We start from the raw sequence: 15,027 nt of genomic DNA on the forward strand, positions 1-15,027 counted from the left end.
GCGGGACCTGGATGAAACGACCGTTCCTATCAAGAAGAAACAAACAAGGCGTACGGAAGGATGACGCTGTGAATATGAAAGATACTGGGAAAATGGTATCTGCATCATGGTATGAGTATGAAAAAGCAATTTTTATGGAGATGTGGGAAAGAGAGAGTAACTGTTCGCGGGTAGGCACTGTTGGAACCGAAAGTGCCGTAAGAAAACGTGGTGGCAGCAGGAATTTGCCGTATTTAAATGCGGCAAATTCCGTCACTGGGCACGTATGCGTGAACAGTAATAAGCTTCGTCCTATGACGAAAAAAACGCTCAGCGGTATGCATACTCATTATCCTTTTTTAAGAAAAAAACATATGGATCGCATCCATCACGGCATCCGGCTGTTCTAACTGCGGCAGATGTTTGGTCTTTGGGATGATAGAGGACTCGATTGCGGAATTATAAATCTTGTAATCCTGAATCGTCGCCTCGATCATCGGTTCCTCGGAACCGCCGATGATGAAGATGCTGTTGTCGATCTTCCTGAGAGCATTGGAAATATTGCACTTGGTATAGCGGCATTCAATACTGGAGAAGATCGCTTTCGGACATTCACCGAGATGTGCGGCTTCGTGGCTGCGGTCGATCTGAACCGGTTTTACGGTATACGGATTGTAAAAATATTTGGTGCGGAATGCCTCTTCGATCATAGAGCGGCTGCACGCAATGTGGTAAATGAGCGTTCCAGCCAGCGGGAGATCCAGAAGAAGCTTATAAAGCTTGGCATTTTTACCCGGAAGCTGACAACAGTCGGTAAGACTGCTCGGGTTGATGAGCATGATCTGATCAAACAGTTCTGGAGAGTTGCTGCACGCCATGATAGACAGTGCCGCTGAATCACCGGTGGAGAGAATGTTGGTCCGATGTCCGATCTCAGATTTAATAAAATCACAGATCAGCTGGACAAACAGGTAATTTGTGTAGGTCAGGTTCGGCTTCTCGGAACGTCCGCAGCCGAGAAGGTCGAGCGTGTAGACGGTGTAGGAGTGGCTGAGCTGTTCGCGGATGGATTCCCACTCATAGCCGCTCGATGCAAAGTGCAGATCGTGAATCAACAGAAGCGGTTTGCCGGAACCGCATTTTGTATAGTAGATATTTCCCAGCCGCCATTTGTAGCAGAGAGAATTCTCTTCCCGGGTCAGACCGCGGGAGGTGGCAGAAAATTGAATATATTTATTTAAAAGTGCCAGTGAAACTGCGCCGCCGGCGGACAGCATCAGGCAGGTCATGATCTTGTTTTTTGTGTTCATATAGAAAGCTCCTTTTGAATCGAAAAATTAAACTTGAAAATATCTCATCAAGTAATTCTATTATACCATAAATACTAAATTCAGCTATCGCCTTTGGCTTGGCTTCATTAAGTATTTAGGTATGACTCGCACTAGAATCGAAAATGCATCGCTAAGTGTTCATATATATCATATGAACGTATTCTCACCCGTCCACTCACGAACCCGCGCTATCGCGCTCTACCGCCCTGCTTCGCATGGCTGTTCGTTCCTTAATGGCGCAAGAAAAGAATATGTCTGCTTCGCAGCCGCATTCTTTTCTTCTGCGCTCATTATACCATGACCACTAAATTCGTGAAACACCTCATTAAGTGGTCAGGTATATGTTCTCACTAGACTCGAAAATACCTCGTCAAGTGTTCACATTATATCACGATTCGCATCTTCGATGCTTACCGCTGCTGACGCAGCTATCGTGATCGCCATTCGCCGTTCGCCATAAATCTGCAAGCAGCTTTCTGGCTCACTTGCGCTCATTATATCATATTTTCCTGTATTCCAGTTCAGCTATTTCCAGCGTTTTTTCACAGAATATCTGTTCACAGATGTGTGCCCAAGTAACGGGATTTTGCCGATGCTTCGCATTTCAAATCGGAAAAATCTGCAACCAGAATTATAGCGTTCGGAATTTTCAGTTCAGAAAATTTCTACCTGTGAACAGTTATGAATATGCTATTTTATGTAAACAAAATTTCATTGAAAATCGATATTAAATTCATTATAATGTTCACGTATCAAAAAATCAATCGATGGGGAAAGAAATGCGCGATATGATAAAGAAGGAAAATAAGTTATGCTTTCAGCATCGTATGGAACGGAAGACAGAGAAATCTTTTCAGTTGTCGGCGGGCAGGCAGCGGCTGCTGGCGGAAACGATACGCGAACTGAAGCAGGAAGGGCGCTTAGACGAGGAGAAGCTGGCGATGCAGCATGGTACGACATCCATTTACTGCCACAGCCTCAATGTTGCCTACACAAGCCTTTGGATGATGGAACGGTGGCAGATTCGCTTGGAACAAAAATCACTTGTGAGAGGGGCACTGCTGCACGATTATTTTTTGTATGACTGGCATCAGAAGGATTCCTCGCACCGCCTGCACGGCTTCCGTCACCCGAAAACAGCGCTTGGAAATGCACAGAGAGATTACCATTTAAATTGGAAGGAAAAAAATATCATCGCACGTCATATGTTTCCGCTGATACCGGTGCCGCCTCAGTGCCGCGAGGCATGGATTGTGTGTCTGGCAGATAAATGGTGTGCTCTGGGGGAGACGGTGGAGCCGATGTTTCACGTGAAACATTTTAAATGAAATTTTTCTAAAAAAGTAGGAAATGAGTTTTAAGTGTGTTATACTATTAGGCAAGACAAGAACGGGAAAAAGCTGGAAATCGCTGTGCGGATGCCTGCGGGAAGGCTTTTTCCTGTCTTTCATGTGAGATAAAACCGAGGAAATGGAAGGAATACGGTATGGGACGAACGATTGCGATTGCAAATCAGAAGGGCGGCGTAGGTAAAACGACAACGGCGATCAACCTGTCGGCATGCCTGGCAGAGGCGGGACAGAGGGTTCTGACGATCGATTTTGATCCGCAGGGAAATGCAACCACTGGTTTGGGATTGGAAAAAGAACAGATTGAAGATACAGTCTATGAGCTGCTTTTGGGCGATTGCACACTGGAGGACTGTCTGATGCGCGATGTTCAGGAAAATCTGGATGTTCTTCCTTCGGATTCGAATCTGGCAGGAGCTGAGATTGAACTTCTGGATGTGGAAAATAAAGAGTCGGTGTTAAACGGTTATCTGGAGACAATCCGCGATCAGTATGATTTTATTATCATCGACTGCCCGCCGTCGCTGAGTCTTTTGACGATCAATGCGCTGGTAGCGGCAGATACGGTGCTGGTGCCAATCCAGTGCGAATATTATGCGCTGGAAGGACTGAGCCAGGTACTCCGGACGATCGGTCTGGTCCGGAAAAAGATGAATCCGTCGCTGGAGCTAGAGGGCGTGGTATTTACCATGTATGATGCGAGAACGAATCTCTCCCTGCAGGTCGTAGAGAATGTAAAACAGAACTTAAATGAGCGGATTTACAAGACGATCATACCGAGAAATGTGCGACTGGCGGAGGCGCCGAGCCACGGAATGCCGATCAACCTGTACGACAGCCGCTCGACCGGTGCAGAGAGCTACCGTCTGCTGGCAGCAGAGGTGATCAGCCGGGGAGAAGAGCTGTAGGCAGGAAAATAACGGTGAAGTGAAATTCAGAAAGGATGCCTGCCGGGGGCGTCGGGAGGTTCGTGAGGAGGAAGGAAATGTCAAAGAGAACGGGGCTTGGCAGAGGACTGGGAGCTTTTTTTGGAAATGATTACGAGGATGCAGAAGCGGGAAAAAGCAGCGCAAAGCCATCGGATGAAGCCGGAAAAAAGACTTCCGTTCGTGAGACGGAACAGGAGATAGAGAAAAAGAGCCTGGAAGAGCTGGATATGGTGCTTCCGGGATCTAAAAAACAGAAAAAATCGGCGTCTGCCGGAAAGACAGCTGCGAAAACAGTGGGAAAAGGCAGCCGTGTGGGAGTTGCAAAGGCATCCGGAAAGACGACGACAGAAGGAAAAACCCGCACAGCCGGGGAGACGGCGGCAAAATCGAAGACACAGACGGCAAAAGCGGAGCCGGTCGTAAAGATCGTTGAGGTGGAAAAAGAGAAATTTCTAAATATTTCGGAGATTGAGCCAAATGTCAGCCAGCCGCGTAAGATGTTTGATGAAGAACAGCTCGGAGAGCTGGCAGAATCCATCCGCCGTTACGGCGTGCTGCAGCCGCTTCTGGTTCAGAAAAAGGGCGATCGTTATGAGTTGATTGCCGGAGAGCGCCGGTGGAGAGCTGCCAAACTGGCAGGATTTCGGGAAGTTCCGGTGATCGTGCGCGAGTATACGAGACAGCAGACGATGGAGATCGCCCTGATCGAGAATGTACAGCGTGCAGATTTAAATCCGATTGAGGAGGCGAAAGCCTACCAGATGCTGATTCAGGAGTTTGGGCTGCGTCAGGAGGACGTGGCAGAGCGCGTAGCGAAGAACCGTGCGACGATCACGAACAGCATGCGTCTTTTGAAACTGGATGAGAGAGTGCAGGAGATGCTGATTCAGGACCGGCTTACCGGAGGTCATGCAAGAGCGCTTCTTTCGCTGGAAGATGGTGAAAAACAGTACCAGTTGGCGCTTAAAACAGTAGAAAATCATTTGAGTGTCCGCGAGGTCGAGCGTCTGGTGAAAGAGCTTTTGAAGCCGAAAAAGGCGAAAAAGAAAGCAGAGCCGGAACGCGATATGGAGGTCTTTTTCAAGGATGTGGAAGAGAAGCTGAAAGGAGTTATGGGAACGAAGGTTTCGATCAACCGCAAGGATAAGAATAAAGGCAGAATCGAGATCGAATACTATTCATCAGCGGAACTGGAACGTCTGATTGAGCTTTTGGAGTCATTAAGACAGTAATCACACAAAATTCGTCCCAGGGGACGGATGATGGGAAATGAGGAATGAAAGATGGAGAGCAGTATTTTTAGCGGGATTGGCATCGATCCGGGGGTTATCGTGATCGTTCTGGCGATCCTGACACTCATATCATTTATTGCGTCCGTCATCTGTTTTTCGCAGTATAGGAAGTTGTATCGCAGATATGATATGTTTATGCGGGGAAAAGATGCGGAGACGCTCGAAGACACGATCATGGAACTGGTGGATGAGACCGAGTATCTGCGGGCAAAGGACGGAGATACAAAACGTCTGGTGGATTCGGTTGTCTCCAAGGCGCAGGCTGGATACCAGAAAACCGGTATTGTCAAGTACAATGCGTTTAAGGGCATGGGCGGCAATCTGAGTTTTGTCATTGCCATGCTGGATGATAACAACACGGGATTTGTGCTGAATTCTGTTCACAGCCGTGAAGGCTGTTACCTGTATCTGAAGGATGTCGTAGAGGGCAAGACCGAGGTGCTTTTAGGAAGTGAAGAGAAGGAAGCACTGGAGCGTGCGCTTGGGTATAAGTAAAGAAAATAAAGGATAGAAATGAGGCGGCTGTATGTGTTGGCAGCAGCTGCGGATTGTAGTTAGAAGGAGTCAATATGCATCGTTTTTTGCGAGCTGCCGGATTTAGTATGTATCAGAAGAAGAAGGACATCCGTGCCCTGCTTCGCTGTCTGGCGAGAGAGGCGGGAACCTCCAGCTGTCTTCAGCTTGACAGGGAGACCGAATTATATGAGATCAAGACAGAAGTTGCGCCGGGGATCGGCGTGGCGATGTATGGGGAGCTGAATGAGCAGGATGAGATGGAGATAGAGTATTATTATCCCTATATCCTGAACGAGGAGGTAACCTCGCGGGCAGAATGTTCCATTCAGCGTCATACGGAGAAGGAAACCTATGCGGGGCTTCTGGATGAGTATAAGGTAGGGCTTTCGCTGATCTTTTATCTCTTGAATCCGATCGAATACAGGGAGTGTTACCGGAAAGAGCGCGAGCGCTTACAGGTGAATTCGGTCAGCCTGGCAGGATTTGCCAATCGGGGCAAGGTGCTTCTTCCGATCAAAAAGACGGCGCTGCAGATTGAAAAAGCCAAAGTGGCGGCGAAAAACCGGGATGAACTTTTGGAAGCGGCAAAAAATGGCGACGAGGATGCGATGGAGTCCTTAACAATCGAGGATCTGGATCTCTATTCGATGGCATCGCGCCGGGCGACGAGAGAGGATATTTATTCGATCGTCGATACAACTTTTATGCCAAGCGGGATCGAGTGCGATCAGTATTCGATTTTAGGCGAGATCAAAGAGGTTATATGTAAGAAAAACCGGTTTACCGGCGAGGAAATCTATGATCTCAAGGTGGAATGCAACGATCTGTATTTCCGCGTGGGTATCAATAAGATGGACCTGCTTGGAGAACCGCTTCCGGGACGTCGGTTTAAAGGAAAAATATGGATGATGGGAACGGCTCATTTTGCGTAAAGGTCTATAAAAAATCATCGGTTCCAAAAGTGCCTACCCGTGAACAGCTACACAGAAATTGCATACGGAGCATGTGAGAAGAGAAAATAGTTGCGGAACACATGAAAATGAATTATAATAAAATGCAGTATGAAAATACGATATATGTTTCACGTGAAACATATAAATCTCTGTAGCTCAGTAGGATAGAGTGTTCGCCTCCTAAGGTAGAACCATGGCGGAACCCTTTTGAAGAAAAAGGGTAGCGTTTGAGGATCACTTAAGGAAGCGAAATCTGAAAAATCAGAAGAGATAAGAAAGAGATAATTCATCACGAAAGTGATTGAGTTCATAAAGTTGGTCGCCGTGACCGAAAAGGCTGAAAAAGCCCGAAAATACGGCATTTGTTCCCATAGTTAAATGGATATAACAAGCGCCTCCTAAGCACTAGTTGAGGGTTCGATTCCCCCTGGGAACGTGCATTTTTTGCAGCAATGATCGTAAAAGTTCATTGCTGCTTTTTCTTTTTTCCGGTGCTCGTGAGCACCGAGAGAACACTTAAACGCAGATATTGAGCACCGAAATTTCTTAACGGGCACCAATGCAATAATTCAATCCTGGTACCGAACGGAGATAACTACAGCGTAGGATAAGGATTGGGGTGTCAATGAATGTAAATATGGTTTTCTTGCCTGAACAAAACAGGCCTGACGGATCTATCCGCTCAGATTAGATTAAGAATCTATTCTGGGCGGATTTTTTCGTTACAGATATTTTAGAGGAGGATAGCTTATGGATAAAAAAACGGATGTAAGAGATCCGGATGAAAAAGTTGTTGAGATTGAAATGGAACGGTTAAGAGCATTTTCAAATCATCCATTTAAAGTGATCGGAGACAGTCAGATGATTGAGCTGCAGGACAGCATAAAAAAGTATGGTGTACTGAATCCATTGATTGTTCGTCCAAAGATTGAAGGCTACTACGAAATTATTTCTGGCCACAGAAGAAAATATGCGGCTGAGAAGCTGGGATATAAGAAAATTCCGGTAATCATTTGTATGTTGCAGGATGATGAAGCAGTAGTGATCATGGTCGATTCCAATTTGCAGAGAGAGCAAATTGCACCAAGTGAAAAGGCCTATGCCTATAAGATGAAATATGATGCCATCAAAAAAAAGGCAGGCAGAAAGAATTGTAGTCAAGTTGACCACAATACAGGAAAGAGGAGTATTGACGTAATCGGAGAACTTTGTGGTGACAGTGCGAAGCAGGTGCATAGCAGTATCAAATCAAAAAGGTGGAGTTGGAAAGACGGTATCGTGCGTGAATTTAGGAATCGGATTGGCACAGGAAGGGAAAAAGGTTCTTCTGATAGATGCAGATCCGCAGGGCAGTCTCACAATTAGTTTAGGGTATGAGGAACCGGATGAAATGGAGTATTCTCTTGCAACGCTGATGCTAAATATTGTGAATGATGAAAAACTGAACATGGAAAAAACAATCCTTCATCATAAGGAAGGTGTGGATCTGATACCGGCCAATATAGAATTATCAGCGATTGAGGTATCTTTGGTAAACGCAATGAGCAGGGAACTGATTATGAGGTCACTTATTGAGAGATTAAGGGAATTTTATGATTTTATCATTATAGATTGTATTCAGAAGTAGTAGATACGAATGGAAGCGGACATGGTGCATTGGCAGGAGTTCTTAATGCATTAAATGCCGATGTTTTGATCTGCGGCGGAATAGGAGGAGGTGCCCAGACTGCGTTAGCGGCAGCAGGCATTAAGCTTTTTGGCGGAGTTTCAGGAGATGCAGATAAAGCAGTAGAAGCTTTTATCAATGATACACTTGATTATAATCCAGATGTTAAGTGTTCTCACCATGAGCACAGCCACGGAGAGGGACATACATGTGGTAAACATGGATGTGGAAACCATAGCTGTCATTAAGAAGAATAGCAAAAAATACAATACGAAAGGATGCGTCAAGGTAATGGGAGAATTATCGTGATACATCCTTTTGTATTATTTGATAAGATGGCAGATTACATTTTCAATAAGGCGGTTAAAAACTGTGAATGCTACATCGATCTCTACATGGATTGAGTATTTTTCTTTTCTTACTTGTAGAAAGTGATGAATGGAAGGTATAATATTGTTAATGATCCAGAGATATTTATTTTGGAAACAGCTTAATCAATTTGGAGGTATAAAATGAAAGCACATAAATATTGGTCAATCGGAGCAATAGTTACAATGGTTGGAACTTTTTATACAGGATATAAAGGGTTAAAAGCAGCACACAAATACTTTGCATTTGGCTCTCTGATATGCATGATTATGGCAGTCTATTCTGGTCATAAAATGATTTCAGGTAATAAAAGAACAAGAAAACAGGTGGAAAATACAAAAGCGGAGGAATAGTAAATGTTAGAGATAGGAACAAAAGCACCGGATTTTGAATTGCCGGATCAGAACGGAGAAGTGCATAAATTAAGTGATTATTTAGGTAAAAAAATAATTTTATATTTTTATCCAAAGGATAATACACCAGGATGTACGAAGCAGGCATGTGGCTTTTCTGAGCGTTATCCACAATTCACCGAGAAAGGTGCGGTGATCCTTGGAGTCAGTAAGGATTCTGTAGCCTCTCACAAGAAATTTGAGGAAAAATATGGATTGGCATTTACACTTTTGGCAGATCCGGAGCGTAAGGTGATCGAAGCATATGATGTCTGGAAAGAAAAGAAAAAATATGGCAAGGTTTCTATGGGTGTGGTAAGAACCACATATCTTATTGACGAGCAGGGAATCATTAGAAAGGCAAATGATAAAGTCAAGGCGGCAGATGATCCTGAAAATATGCTTAAGGAATTAAATTGATGAAGATTATATTGTCACCTGCAAAAAAGATGATTGTAGATACAGATAACATAGCACCGGTTGAACTGCCTGCCTTTATTGATAAGACAGCAGAGATATTGAGCTGGATGAAAAGCAAATCAAAAGAGGAACTGAAAGCTATCTGGAAATGTAATGACAAGATTGCAGAGCAGAACGTTAACAGATTGGAAAATATGGATCTTTATAACAGACTTACTCCGGCTGTTTTAGCATATGAAGGGATTGCATTTCAATATATGGCACCATCTGTGTTTGAAATCCAGCAGTTTGAGTATCTGCAAAATCATTTAAGAATATTATCTGCATTTTATGGGGTTCTGAAACCGATGGACGGAGTGACGCCTTATCGTCTTGAAATGCAGGCAAAAGCAGACATTGGAGATGCAAAAAATCTGTATGAGTTTTGGGAAGACTTGTTATACCGCTCTGTGATCGATGATAGCAGGATTATCATTAATTTGGCATCAAAAGAATACTCAAAATGTATAGAAAAGTACCTGACATCGAAGGACAGATATATTACGATTACATTCTGCGAAATGTCTGGAGATAAAATGGTAACAAAAGGTACATATGCCAAAATGGCTCGTGGTGAAATGGTCAGATTCATAGCGGAAAATAATATTGAAAATCCGGTGGAGATTCAGAAATTTGACAGACTCGGATATTCGTTTAGGTCTGATTTATCTTCAGATTCAGAATATGTATTTGAACGCAAAATAAAATAGTTATTCAGGTAAAAGATGCTCAGTTTAGCACCTTTTATAATAATGAGAATCATTACTATTTTTATTGACAACAGGATGATAGTGGTATATAATTCTTATTAAGAACTAATCCTAATAAGGAGGACGGATGACAAGTAGGAGAAATACCATTCAAAAAGATCTCGTAAGAAATACCGTATACGAAATGAGAAGACACGTTACGGCAATTGAAGTGTATGAATTTATAAAAGAAGCATATCCATCAATTGGAAAAGGAACTGTATATAGAAATCTTGATATATTGGTAGAGGAAGGTGCATTAAGAAAGGTTGAAGTTCCGAATGGACCGAACCGATTTGATTTTACATTGAAAAATCATTACCATGTAAGATGTATAAAGTGCGGTGAAATTTTTGATGTGGATATGGATCAAATACCGGATTTGCTGGAAAGAATTCATAACACTCATGGAATTGAATTTGTGGATTACGATATTTCATTTAAAGGCATTTGCCCGAAATGCAGGGAGAAGGTAAAGGAGGAACAGCATGGATAGGAAAGCAATGTATAAGTTGAGTTATGGACTGTTTATATTGACCGCTAAAGAAGCAGAAAAAGATAACGGATGCATCATTAATACAGCCATTCAGGCAGCTTCGGAACCAAACCAGTTAAGTATCTGTGTAAATAAGGCAAATTATACGCATGATATGATTCAAAGAACCGGAAAATTTACTGTATCAGTCTTAAGTCAGAAGGCACAATTTGAATTGTTCAAACATTTTGGCTTCCAATCAGGAAGAGATACCAATAAGTTTGAAGCATTTGAGCAGTGTGCCAGGGGCACGAATGGTATTTATTATATTACAGAAGGTACAAATGCATACATTTCTGTGACAGTTACTAAAACAGAGGACTTAGGTTCACATACGATGTTTATCGGTGAGATAACCGATATGGAAGTTTTAAGCAATGTTCCTTCAGTAACATATGATTATTATCAGAATAACATTAAGCCTAAGCCACAGGAGGTTGGAAAAACAGAGGACAGTCAGACAATATGGCGTTGCAGAATTTGCGGATATGAATATGTAGGCGAGGAATTACCGGATGACTTTATATGTCCTTTGTGCAAGCACCCGGCATCAGATTTTGAAAAAGTAGTAAAGAAAACGGAGGTAAAAGAGATGGCAGAAAACAAATATGTAGGAACACAGACAGAGAAGAATTTACAGGAGGCATTTGCGGGGGAATCACAGGCAAGAAATAAGTATACCTATTTTGCTTCTGTAGCGAAAAAGGAAGGTTACGAGCAGATGTCAGCATTGTTTTTAAAGACTGCAGATAATGAGAAAGAACATGCAAAGATGTGGTTCAAGGAATTAGCAGGAATTGGTGATACAAAGGAAAACCTGGCGGCAGCGGCAGAAGGCGAAAATTATGAGTGGACAGATATGTATGACGGCTTTGCTAAAACAGCTGAGGAAGAAGGATTCCCTGAGCTTGCAGCAAAATTCAGGGCAGTAGGTGAGATTGAGAAGCACCATGAGGAAAGATATCGTGCACTTCTTAAGAATATTGAAACTGCACAGGTATTTGAAAAGAGCGAAGTTAAGGTATGGGAATGCCGTAACTGCGGACATATTGTGGTAGGAACAAAGGCTCCTGAGGTATGTCCGGTATGTAACCATCCACAAAGCTATTTTGAAGTACATGAAGAGAATTATTAAGGAGATAAGATTATTAGCAGTCAAGAACAGTGCTTATGAAATAATAAATAAAAAGCACGCTACATATTATGGAATGGCAATGTCTGTAAAAAGAATCTGTGAAGTAATTATGAGAAATGAAAAATCAATACTTCCGGTATCGCACATAATTCATGGCGTATATGATATTGACGGAGTATCGTTAAGTATGCCAGTTATTGTAGGTGTTGATGGTATTGAGTCTAATATACCTATTAATTTAAGTGGTGAGGAAGCATTAAAGCTTAAGAAATCTGCAGATTCTTTGAAAAAGATTATAGAGACGATTGAACTATAAATTATACACATGGAAGGAGATAAAAGCATGGAAGTAAAGTATTATATATGTAAGCATTGTGGAAACATTGTTGAAAAGGTAAAGGATAAAGGTGTTCCTGTAATTTGTTGCGGAGAACCTATGCAGGAATTAAAAGCCGGTGTGACAGATGCGGCTGTTGAGAAGCACGTGCCTGTATATACAGTGGAAGGCAATTATGTTCATGTCGTGGTCGGAGAGACAAAACATCCAATGCTTGAAGAACATTTCATTGAGTGGATTACATTAAATACCAATCAGGGAATATACAGAAAACAGTTAAATCCAGGGCAGGAGCCGATAGCAGATTTTTGTCTTTGCGATGGTGAACAGGTAGAAGAAGTATATGCATATTGTAACCTGCATGGATTATGGAAATGCTAAAAGCATTTATACATATTAAGATTTAAGAACAACACAATATAACCGTAATATAGGCTGTGTATTAATGTATTTACAAGGAGGAACAACAAATGAAATATGTATGTGATGTTTGCGGATGGGAATACGATGAGGAGAAGGGATATCCAGAAGGTGGTATTGCACCTGGTACAAAGTGGGAGGATATTCCGGAAGATTTTGAATGTCCGTTATGTTTTGTAGGCAAAGACCAGTTTTCAAAGGCTGAATAAAAATGAAAGCAGGACTAATGGATGTATGAAATGAAACCAGAATATTATAATGGAATAAATATGATAGAATTGACATAATATTGGAAAATCTTCGTGATTATACAGTAAAACACTTTACTGATGAAGAGCAGTATATGGAATCTATTAATTATAAGAAGTTATTTACACAGAAAGTTCAACATCTGAAATTTATACACAAACTTGATGAATTTATAGAACATCATAATGATGAGATAGAAGATCAAGATGAACAGATTATGGTTATATGTGTAGAGTCTGCGGATAGAGGATAGGGGAATGTGCAGCATGTTTCCGTATTACTCCCATGTTGTTACCAATTGCTATCCTTTTGCTACCATTCTACCTCTTTTTTTCAGAATTGACCTGTGCTAATATTATCATAGACAAATGAGACATGAGCTACAAACTTACATTTCATTTGTTTCTCTTTTGCAAAAGAATACGGACAAAATATAAAGCGTCTGCTCATTGCCGGAATGGTGATGAGTATGGCGCTTTTTTTGATGCCGAAAACCGGGTGATGACCTGAAAAATGAAACAGGAGGAAATAGCATGGCATATGAATATGGCCACGATTGCCCATTTGAAGCTTACATCACGAATCTCGGAAAATATAACGAAGGGGAGTTGGTAGGCGAATGGGTAAAGTTTCCTACCACATCAGAAGATCTGAAAAAAGTATTTGAACGAATTGGAATCGGTTCAAAAGATGACTTTGGTAATCCTTATGAAGAATGGTTCATAAGAGATTATGACTGTTATGTCGATGGGCTGTATGAAATGCTGGGAGAATACGAAAGTCTGGATGAACTCAATTATCTGGCTTTCTTTAAAAAGAAGCCGGTCATATTTTTTTATGAAAAATAAATTTTGTTGAGGTTAAATTGAGATTGACTTTGTATTGTATAAGTATGAAATAAAAAGGAATCAGGTGCTGTACAATGAAAAAGCATAAAATATGTAAAATCCTTCTTGTTATACTGGCAATTTTTTTATGTGTGGCTTTTTATGAATTGCTCGGAATCTGCGTTGCATATAAAAAGCAGCCGGAAGTGTCCAATACAACCAAAAAAGAAACAAAAAATGGGTCATGGAACGAATGCAGTGAAAATACAGAACGGGCAGTAATCATAGAAAAGAATCCAGAAGCGCTTTTACAAAGAGTGCGTTTGATCAAGAATGCAAAAGAAGACATTATTCTTTCTACTTTTGCATTTCAATCCGATGAAAGTGGAAAATTGATCTTAGGAGCACTGCATGATGCGGCAGACAGAGGTGTGCATGTTCGTCTGTTAGTAGATGGAATGGAGAGCTGGATTGATATGGAAGGAAATCCGTATTTCTATGGATTATCTTCCCATGAGAATGTTGAAATTAAACTGTATAATAAGGCCAATCCGTTGAAACCATGGAAGATGATGGGGAGAATGCATGATAAATATTTGATTGCAGATGGTAAGACATATATTCTTGGTGGAAGAAATACATACAATTATTTCCTGGGTGATTTTCTGGGACATAAGAACTATGACAGAGATGTGTTAGTGGTTTGCAATGAACCTGAGAAAGAAAATTCAGTTAACCAGTTGTTAGAGTATTTTGAAACGATATGGGAACAAGAAGACAGTGGTTATTTTCATGACAATAAAAAACTGGCAAATAGAAAATCTGTAAAGAACGCAGTTTTAGAGCTGCAGAACGGCTATCAGAAATATTTTGAAGAGAATAAGGAAAGAATCTGCGATACCGATTACACGGACGAAACTTTTGAGACAGAAAAGATTGCATTAGTGTCAAATCCTATCCACACAGGTCCCAAGGAACCAGTAGTCTGGTATCAACTGGGAGAACTAATGAAAAATGCAAAAGAGCGCGTGAAAATTCATACACCATATATTATCTGCAATGATATGATGTATAATACATGGAAAGAGATTGCGGAGAGAGTTCCGGATTTTTCTATCATGACCAATTCGGTTGCCAACAATGGAAATCCGTTTGGTTCTGCTGATTATGCGAGAAACAGAAACAGAATTTTAAATACAGGAATTGATATCTGGGAGTATGAAGGCGGCTATTCTTACCACGGAAAAAGCATCCTGATCGATGATGATCTATCCGTAATCGGTTCCTTTAACATGGATATGAGAAGCACGTATCTGGATACGGAACTGATGCTTGTAATACGTAGCAAAGAGATTAATAAACAGTTGGAAGAAGGCATGATGGAATATGAAAGAGTGTCCCGACAGGTATTGGAAGATGGAACCTATCGTGATCCGTATCATGTAGAGCCAATTGAATTGACAAAGAAGCGTCAGAGAAACGTACTTTTGGTACAGCATCTGCTTGGATGGGCAAGATATCTGTTCTGATAAAGGAGGAA

General features: G+C 41.7%; 16 protein-coding genes, 1 tRNA gene and 4 pseudogenes. 20 read left to right on the top strand and 1 reads right to left on the bottom strand.

Going from position 1 to position 15,027, the window contains the following annotated elements; translation table 11 throughout:
• Positions 1-11: 11 nt before the first annotated feature.
• Complete coding sequence (locus tag DXB70_RS14020; protein WP_147354029.1) at positions 12-389, top strand: hypothetical protein; 378 nt, start codon at positions 12-14, stop codon at positions 387-389.
• On the opposite strand, the gene DXB70_RS00125 is transcribed toward DXB70_RS14020, so the two are convergent.
• The gene (locus DXB70_RS00125; protein ID WP_117796780.1) at positions 339-1,289 is read right to left on the bottom strand and encodes an alpha/beta hydrolase; all 951 of its coding nucleotides are present in this window, start codon (positions 1,287-1,289) and stop codon (positions 339-341) included. The genes DXB70_RS14020 and DXB70_RS00125 overlap by 51 nt on opposite strands.
• Before the next feature lie 809 nt (positions 1,290-2,098).
• Between DXB70_RS00125 and DXB70_RS00130 the strand changes: the two genes are divergently transcribed.
• The 19 genes and pseudogenes from DXB70_RS00130 (at position 2,099) to DXB70_RS00225 (ending at position 15,016) form a co-directional block, all read left to right on the top strand.
• Complete coding sequence (locus DXB70_RS00130; RefSeq protein WP_243099854.1) at positions 2,099-2,638, top strand: HD domain-containing protein; 540 nt, start codon at positions 2,099-2,101, stop codon at positions 2,636-2,638.
• A 158-nt stretch (positions 2,639-2,796) separates the two neighbouring features.
• Positions 2,797-3,567 (top strand): AAA family ATPase, encoded by a 771-nt coding sequence (locus tag DXB70_RS00135; protein WP_107000951.1) that lies wholly within the window; start codon positions 2,797-2,799, stop codon positions 3,565-3,567.
• A 77-nt stretch (positions 3,568-3,644) separates the two neighbouring features.
• On the top strand, positions 3,645-4,820 hold the full coding sequence (locus tag DXB70_RS00140; protein WP_118628339.1) for a ParB/RepB/Spo0J family partition protein: 1,176 nt from the start codon (positions 3,645-3,647) through the stop codon (positions 4,818-4,820).
• Positions 4,821-4,871: 51 nt separating this feature from the next.
• Complete coding sequence (locus tag DXB70_RS00145; RefSeq protein WP_107000950.1) at positions 4,872-5,375, top strand: DUF4446 family protein; 504 nt, start codon at positions 4,872-4,874, stop codon at positions 5,373-5,375.
• A gap of 74 nt (positions 5,376-5,449) precedes the next feature.
• The gene (locus DXB70_RS00150; RefSeq protein ID WP_118471739.1) at positions 5,450-6,328 is read left to right on the top strand and encodes a DUF3881 family protein; all 879 of its coding nucleotides are present in this window, start codon (positions 5,450-5,452) and stop codon (positions 6,326-6,328) included.
• A gap of 385 nt (positions 6,329-6,713) precedes the next feature.
• A tRNA-Arg gene (locus tag DXB70_RS00155) sits at positions 6,714-6,785 on the top strand.
• A gap of 314 nt (positions 6,786-7,099) precedes the next feature.
• Positions 7,100-7,714 (top strand): ParB/RepB/Spo0J family partition protein, encoded by a 615-nt coding sequence (locus DXB70_RS00160; protein ID WP_243099856.1) that lies wholly within the window; start codon positions 7,100-7,102, stop codon positions 7,712-7,714.
• Positions 7,632-7,967, top strand: a pseudogene (locus DXB70_RS00165) (AAA family ATPase); the annotation flags it as partial. The gene DXB70_RS00160 and the pseudogene DXB70_RS00165, both read left to right, overlap by 83 nt.
• Positions 7,961-8,263: pseudogene (locus DXB70_RS00170) on the top strand (NifB/NifX family molybdenum-iron cluster-binding protein); the annotation flags it as partial. The pseudogenes DXB70_RS00165 and DXB70_RS00170, both read left to right, overlap by 7 nt.
• Before the next feature lie 264 nt (positions 8,264-8,527).
• Complete coding sequence (locus DXB70_RS00175) at positions 8,528-8,737, top strand: DUF6219 family protein (protein WP_015516636.1); 210 nt, start codon at positions 8,528-8,530, stop codon at positions 8,735-8,737.
• A 3-nt stretch (positions 8,738-8,740) separates the two neighbouring features.
• Complete coding sequence (gene bcp / locus DXB70_RS00180) at positions 8,741-9,196, top strand: thioredoxin-dependent thiol peroxidase (RefSeq protein WP_118293336.1); 456 nt, start codon at positions 8,741-8,743, stop codon at positions 9,194-9,196.
• Positions 9,196-9,945: a peroxide stress protein YaaA gene (gene yaaA / locus DXB70_RS00185; RefSeq protein ID WP_118672466.1), complete on the top strand. Its 750-nt coding sequence runs from the start codon at positions 9,196-9,198 to the stop codon at positions 9,943-9,945. Before bcp ends, yaaA begins: the two co-directional genes overlap by 1 nt.
• Positions 9,946-10,072: 127 nt before the next feature.
• A complete protein-coding gene (locus DXB70_RS00190; protein WP_107000938.1) occupies positions 10,073-10,480 on the top strand; it encodes a transcriptional repressor in 408 nt (135 codons plus the stop codon).
• Positions 10,473-11,654, top strand: coding sequence for a rubrerythrin (rbr, locus tag DXB70_RS14500; RefSeq protein ID WP_107000937.1), 1,182 nt, complete (start codon positions 10,473-10,475; stop codon positions 11,652-11,654). The genes DXB70_RS00190 and rbr overlap by 8 nt, the downstream gene beginning before the upstream one ends.
• Before the next feature lie 16 nt (positions 11,655-11,670).
• A pseudogene (locus DXB70_RS00200) lies at positions 11,671-11,970 on the top strand (L-lactate dehydrogenase); the annotation flags it as partial.
• Between the two features lie 27 nt (positions 11,971-11,997).
• Entirely contained in the window at positions 11,998-12,372 is a 375-nt protein-coding gene (locus DXB70_RS00205; protein ID WP_107000936.1) for a desulfoferrodoxin family protein, read from the top strand.
• Positions 12,373-12,461: 89 nt separating this feature from the next.
• Positions 12,462-12,620 carry a rubredoxin gene (locus tag DXB70_RS00210; RefSeq protein WP_107000935.1) on the top strand — a complete coding sequence of 53 codons (159 nt, stop codon included), beginning with the start codon at positions 12,462-12,464 and terminating at the stop codon, positions 12,618-12,620.
• Between the two features lie 573 nt (positions 12,621-13,193).
• A pseudogene (locus DXB70_RS00220) lies at positions 13,194-13,466 on the top strand (antirestriction protein ArdA); the annotation flags it as partial.
• 116 nt (positions 13,467-13,582) lie between these two features.
• Positions 13,583-15,016, top strand: a complete 1,434-nt coding sequence (locus tag DXB70_RS00225; protein WP_118570494.1) for a phospholipase D family protein — start codon at positions 13,583-13,585, stop codon at positions 15,014-15,016.
• Positions 15,017-15,027: the final 11 nt, after the last annotated feature.

The sequence above is a fragment of the Clostridium sp. OM05-5BH genome, assembly GCF_003481505.1.
GTDB lineage: Bacteria > Bacillota > Clostridia > Lachnospirales > Lachnospiraceae > Otoolea > Otoolea fessa.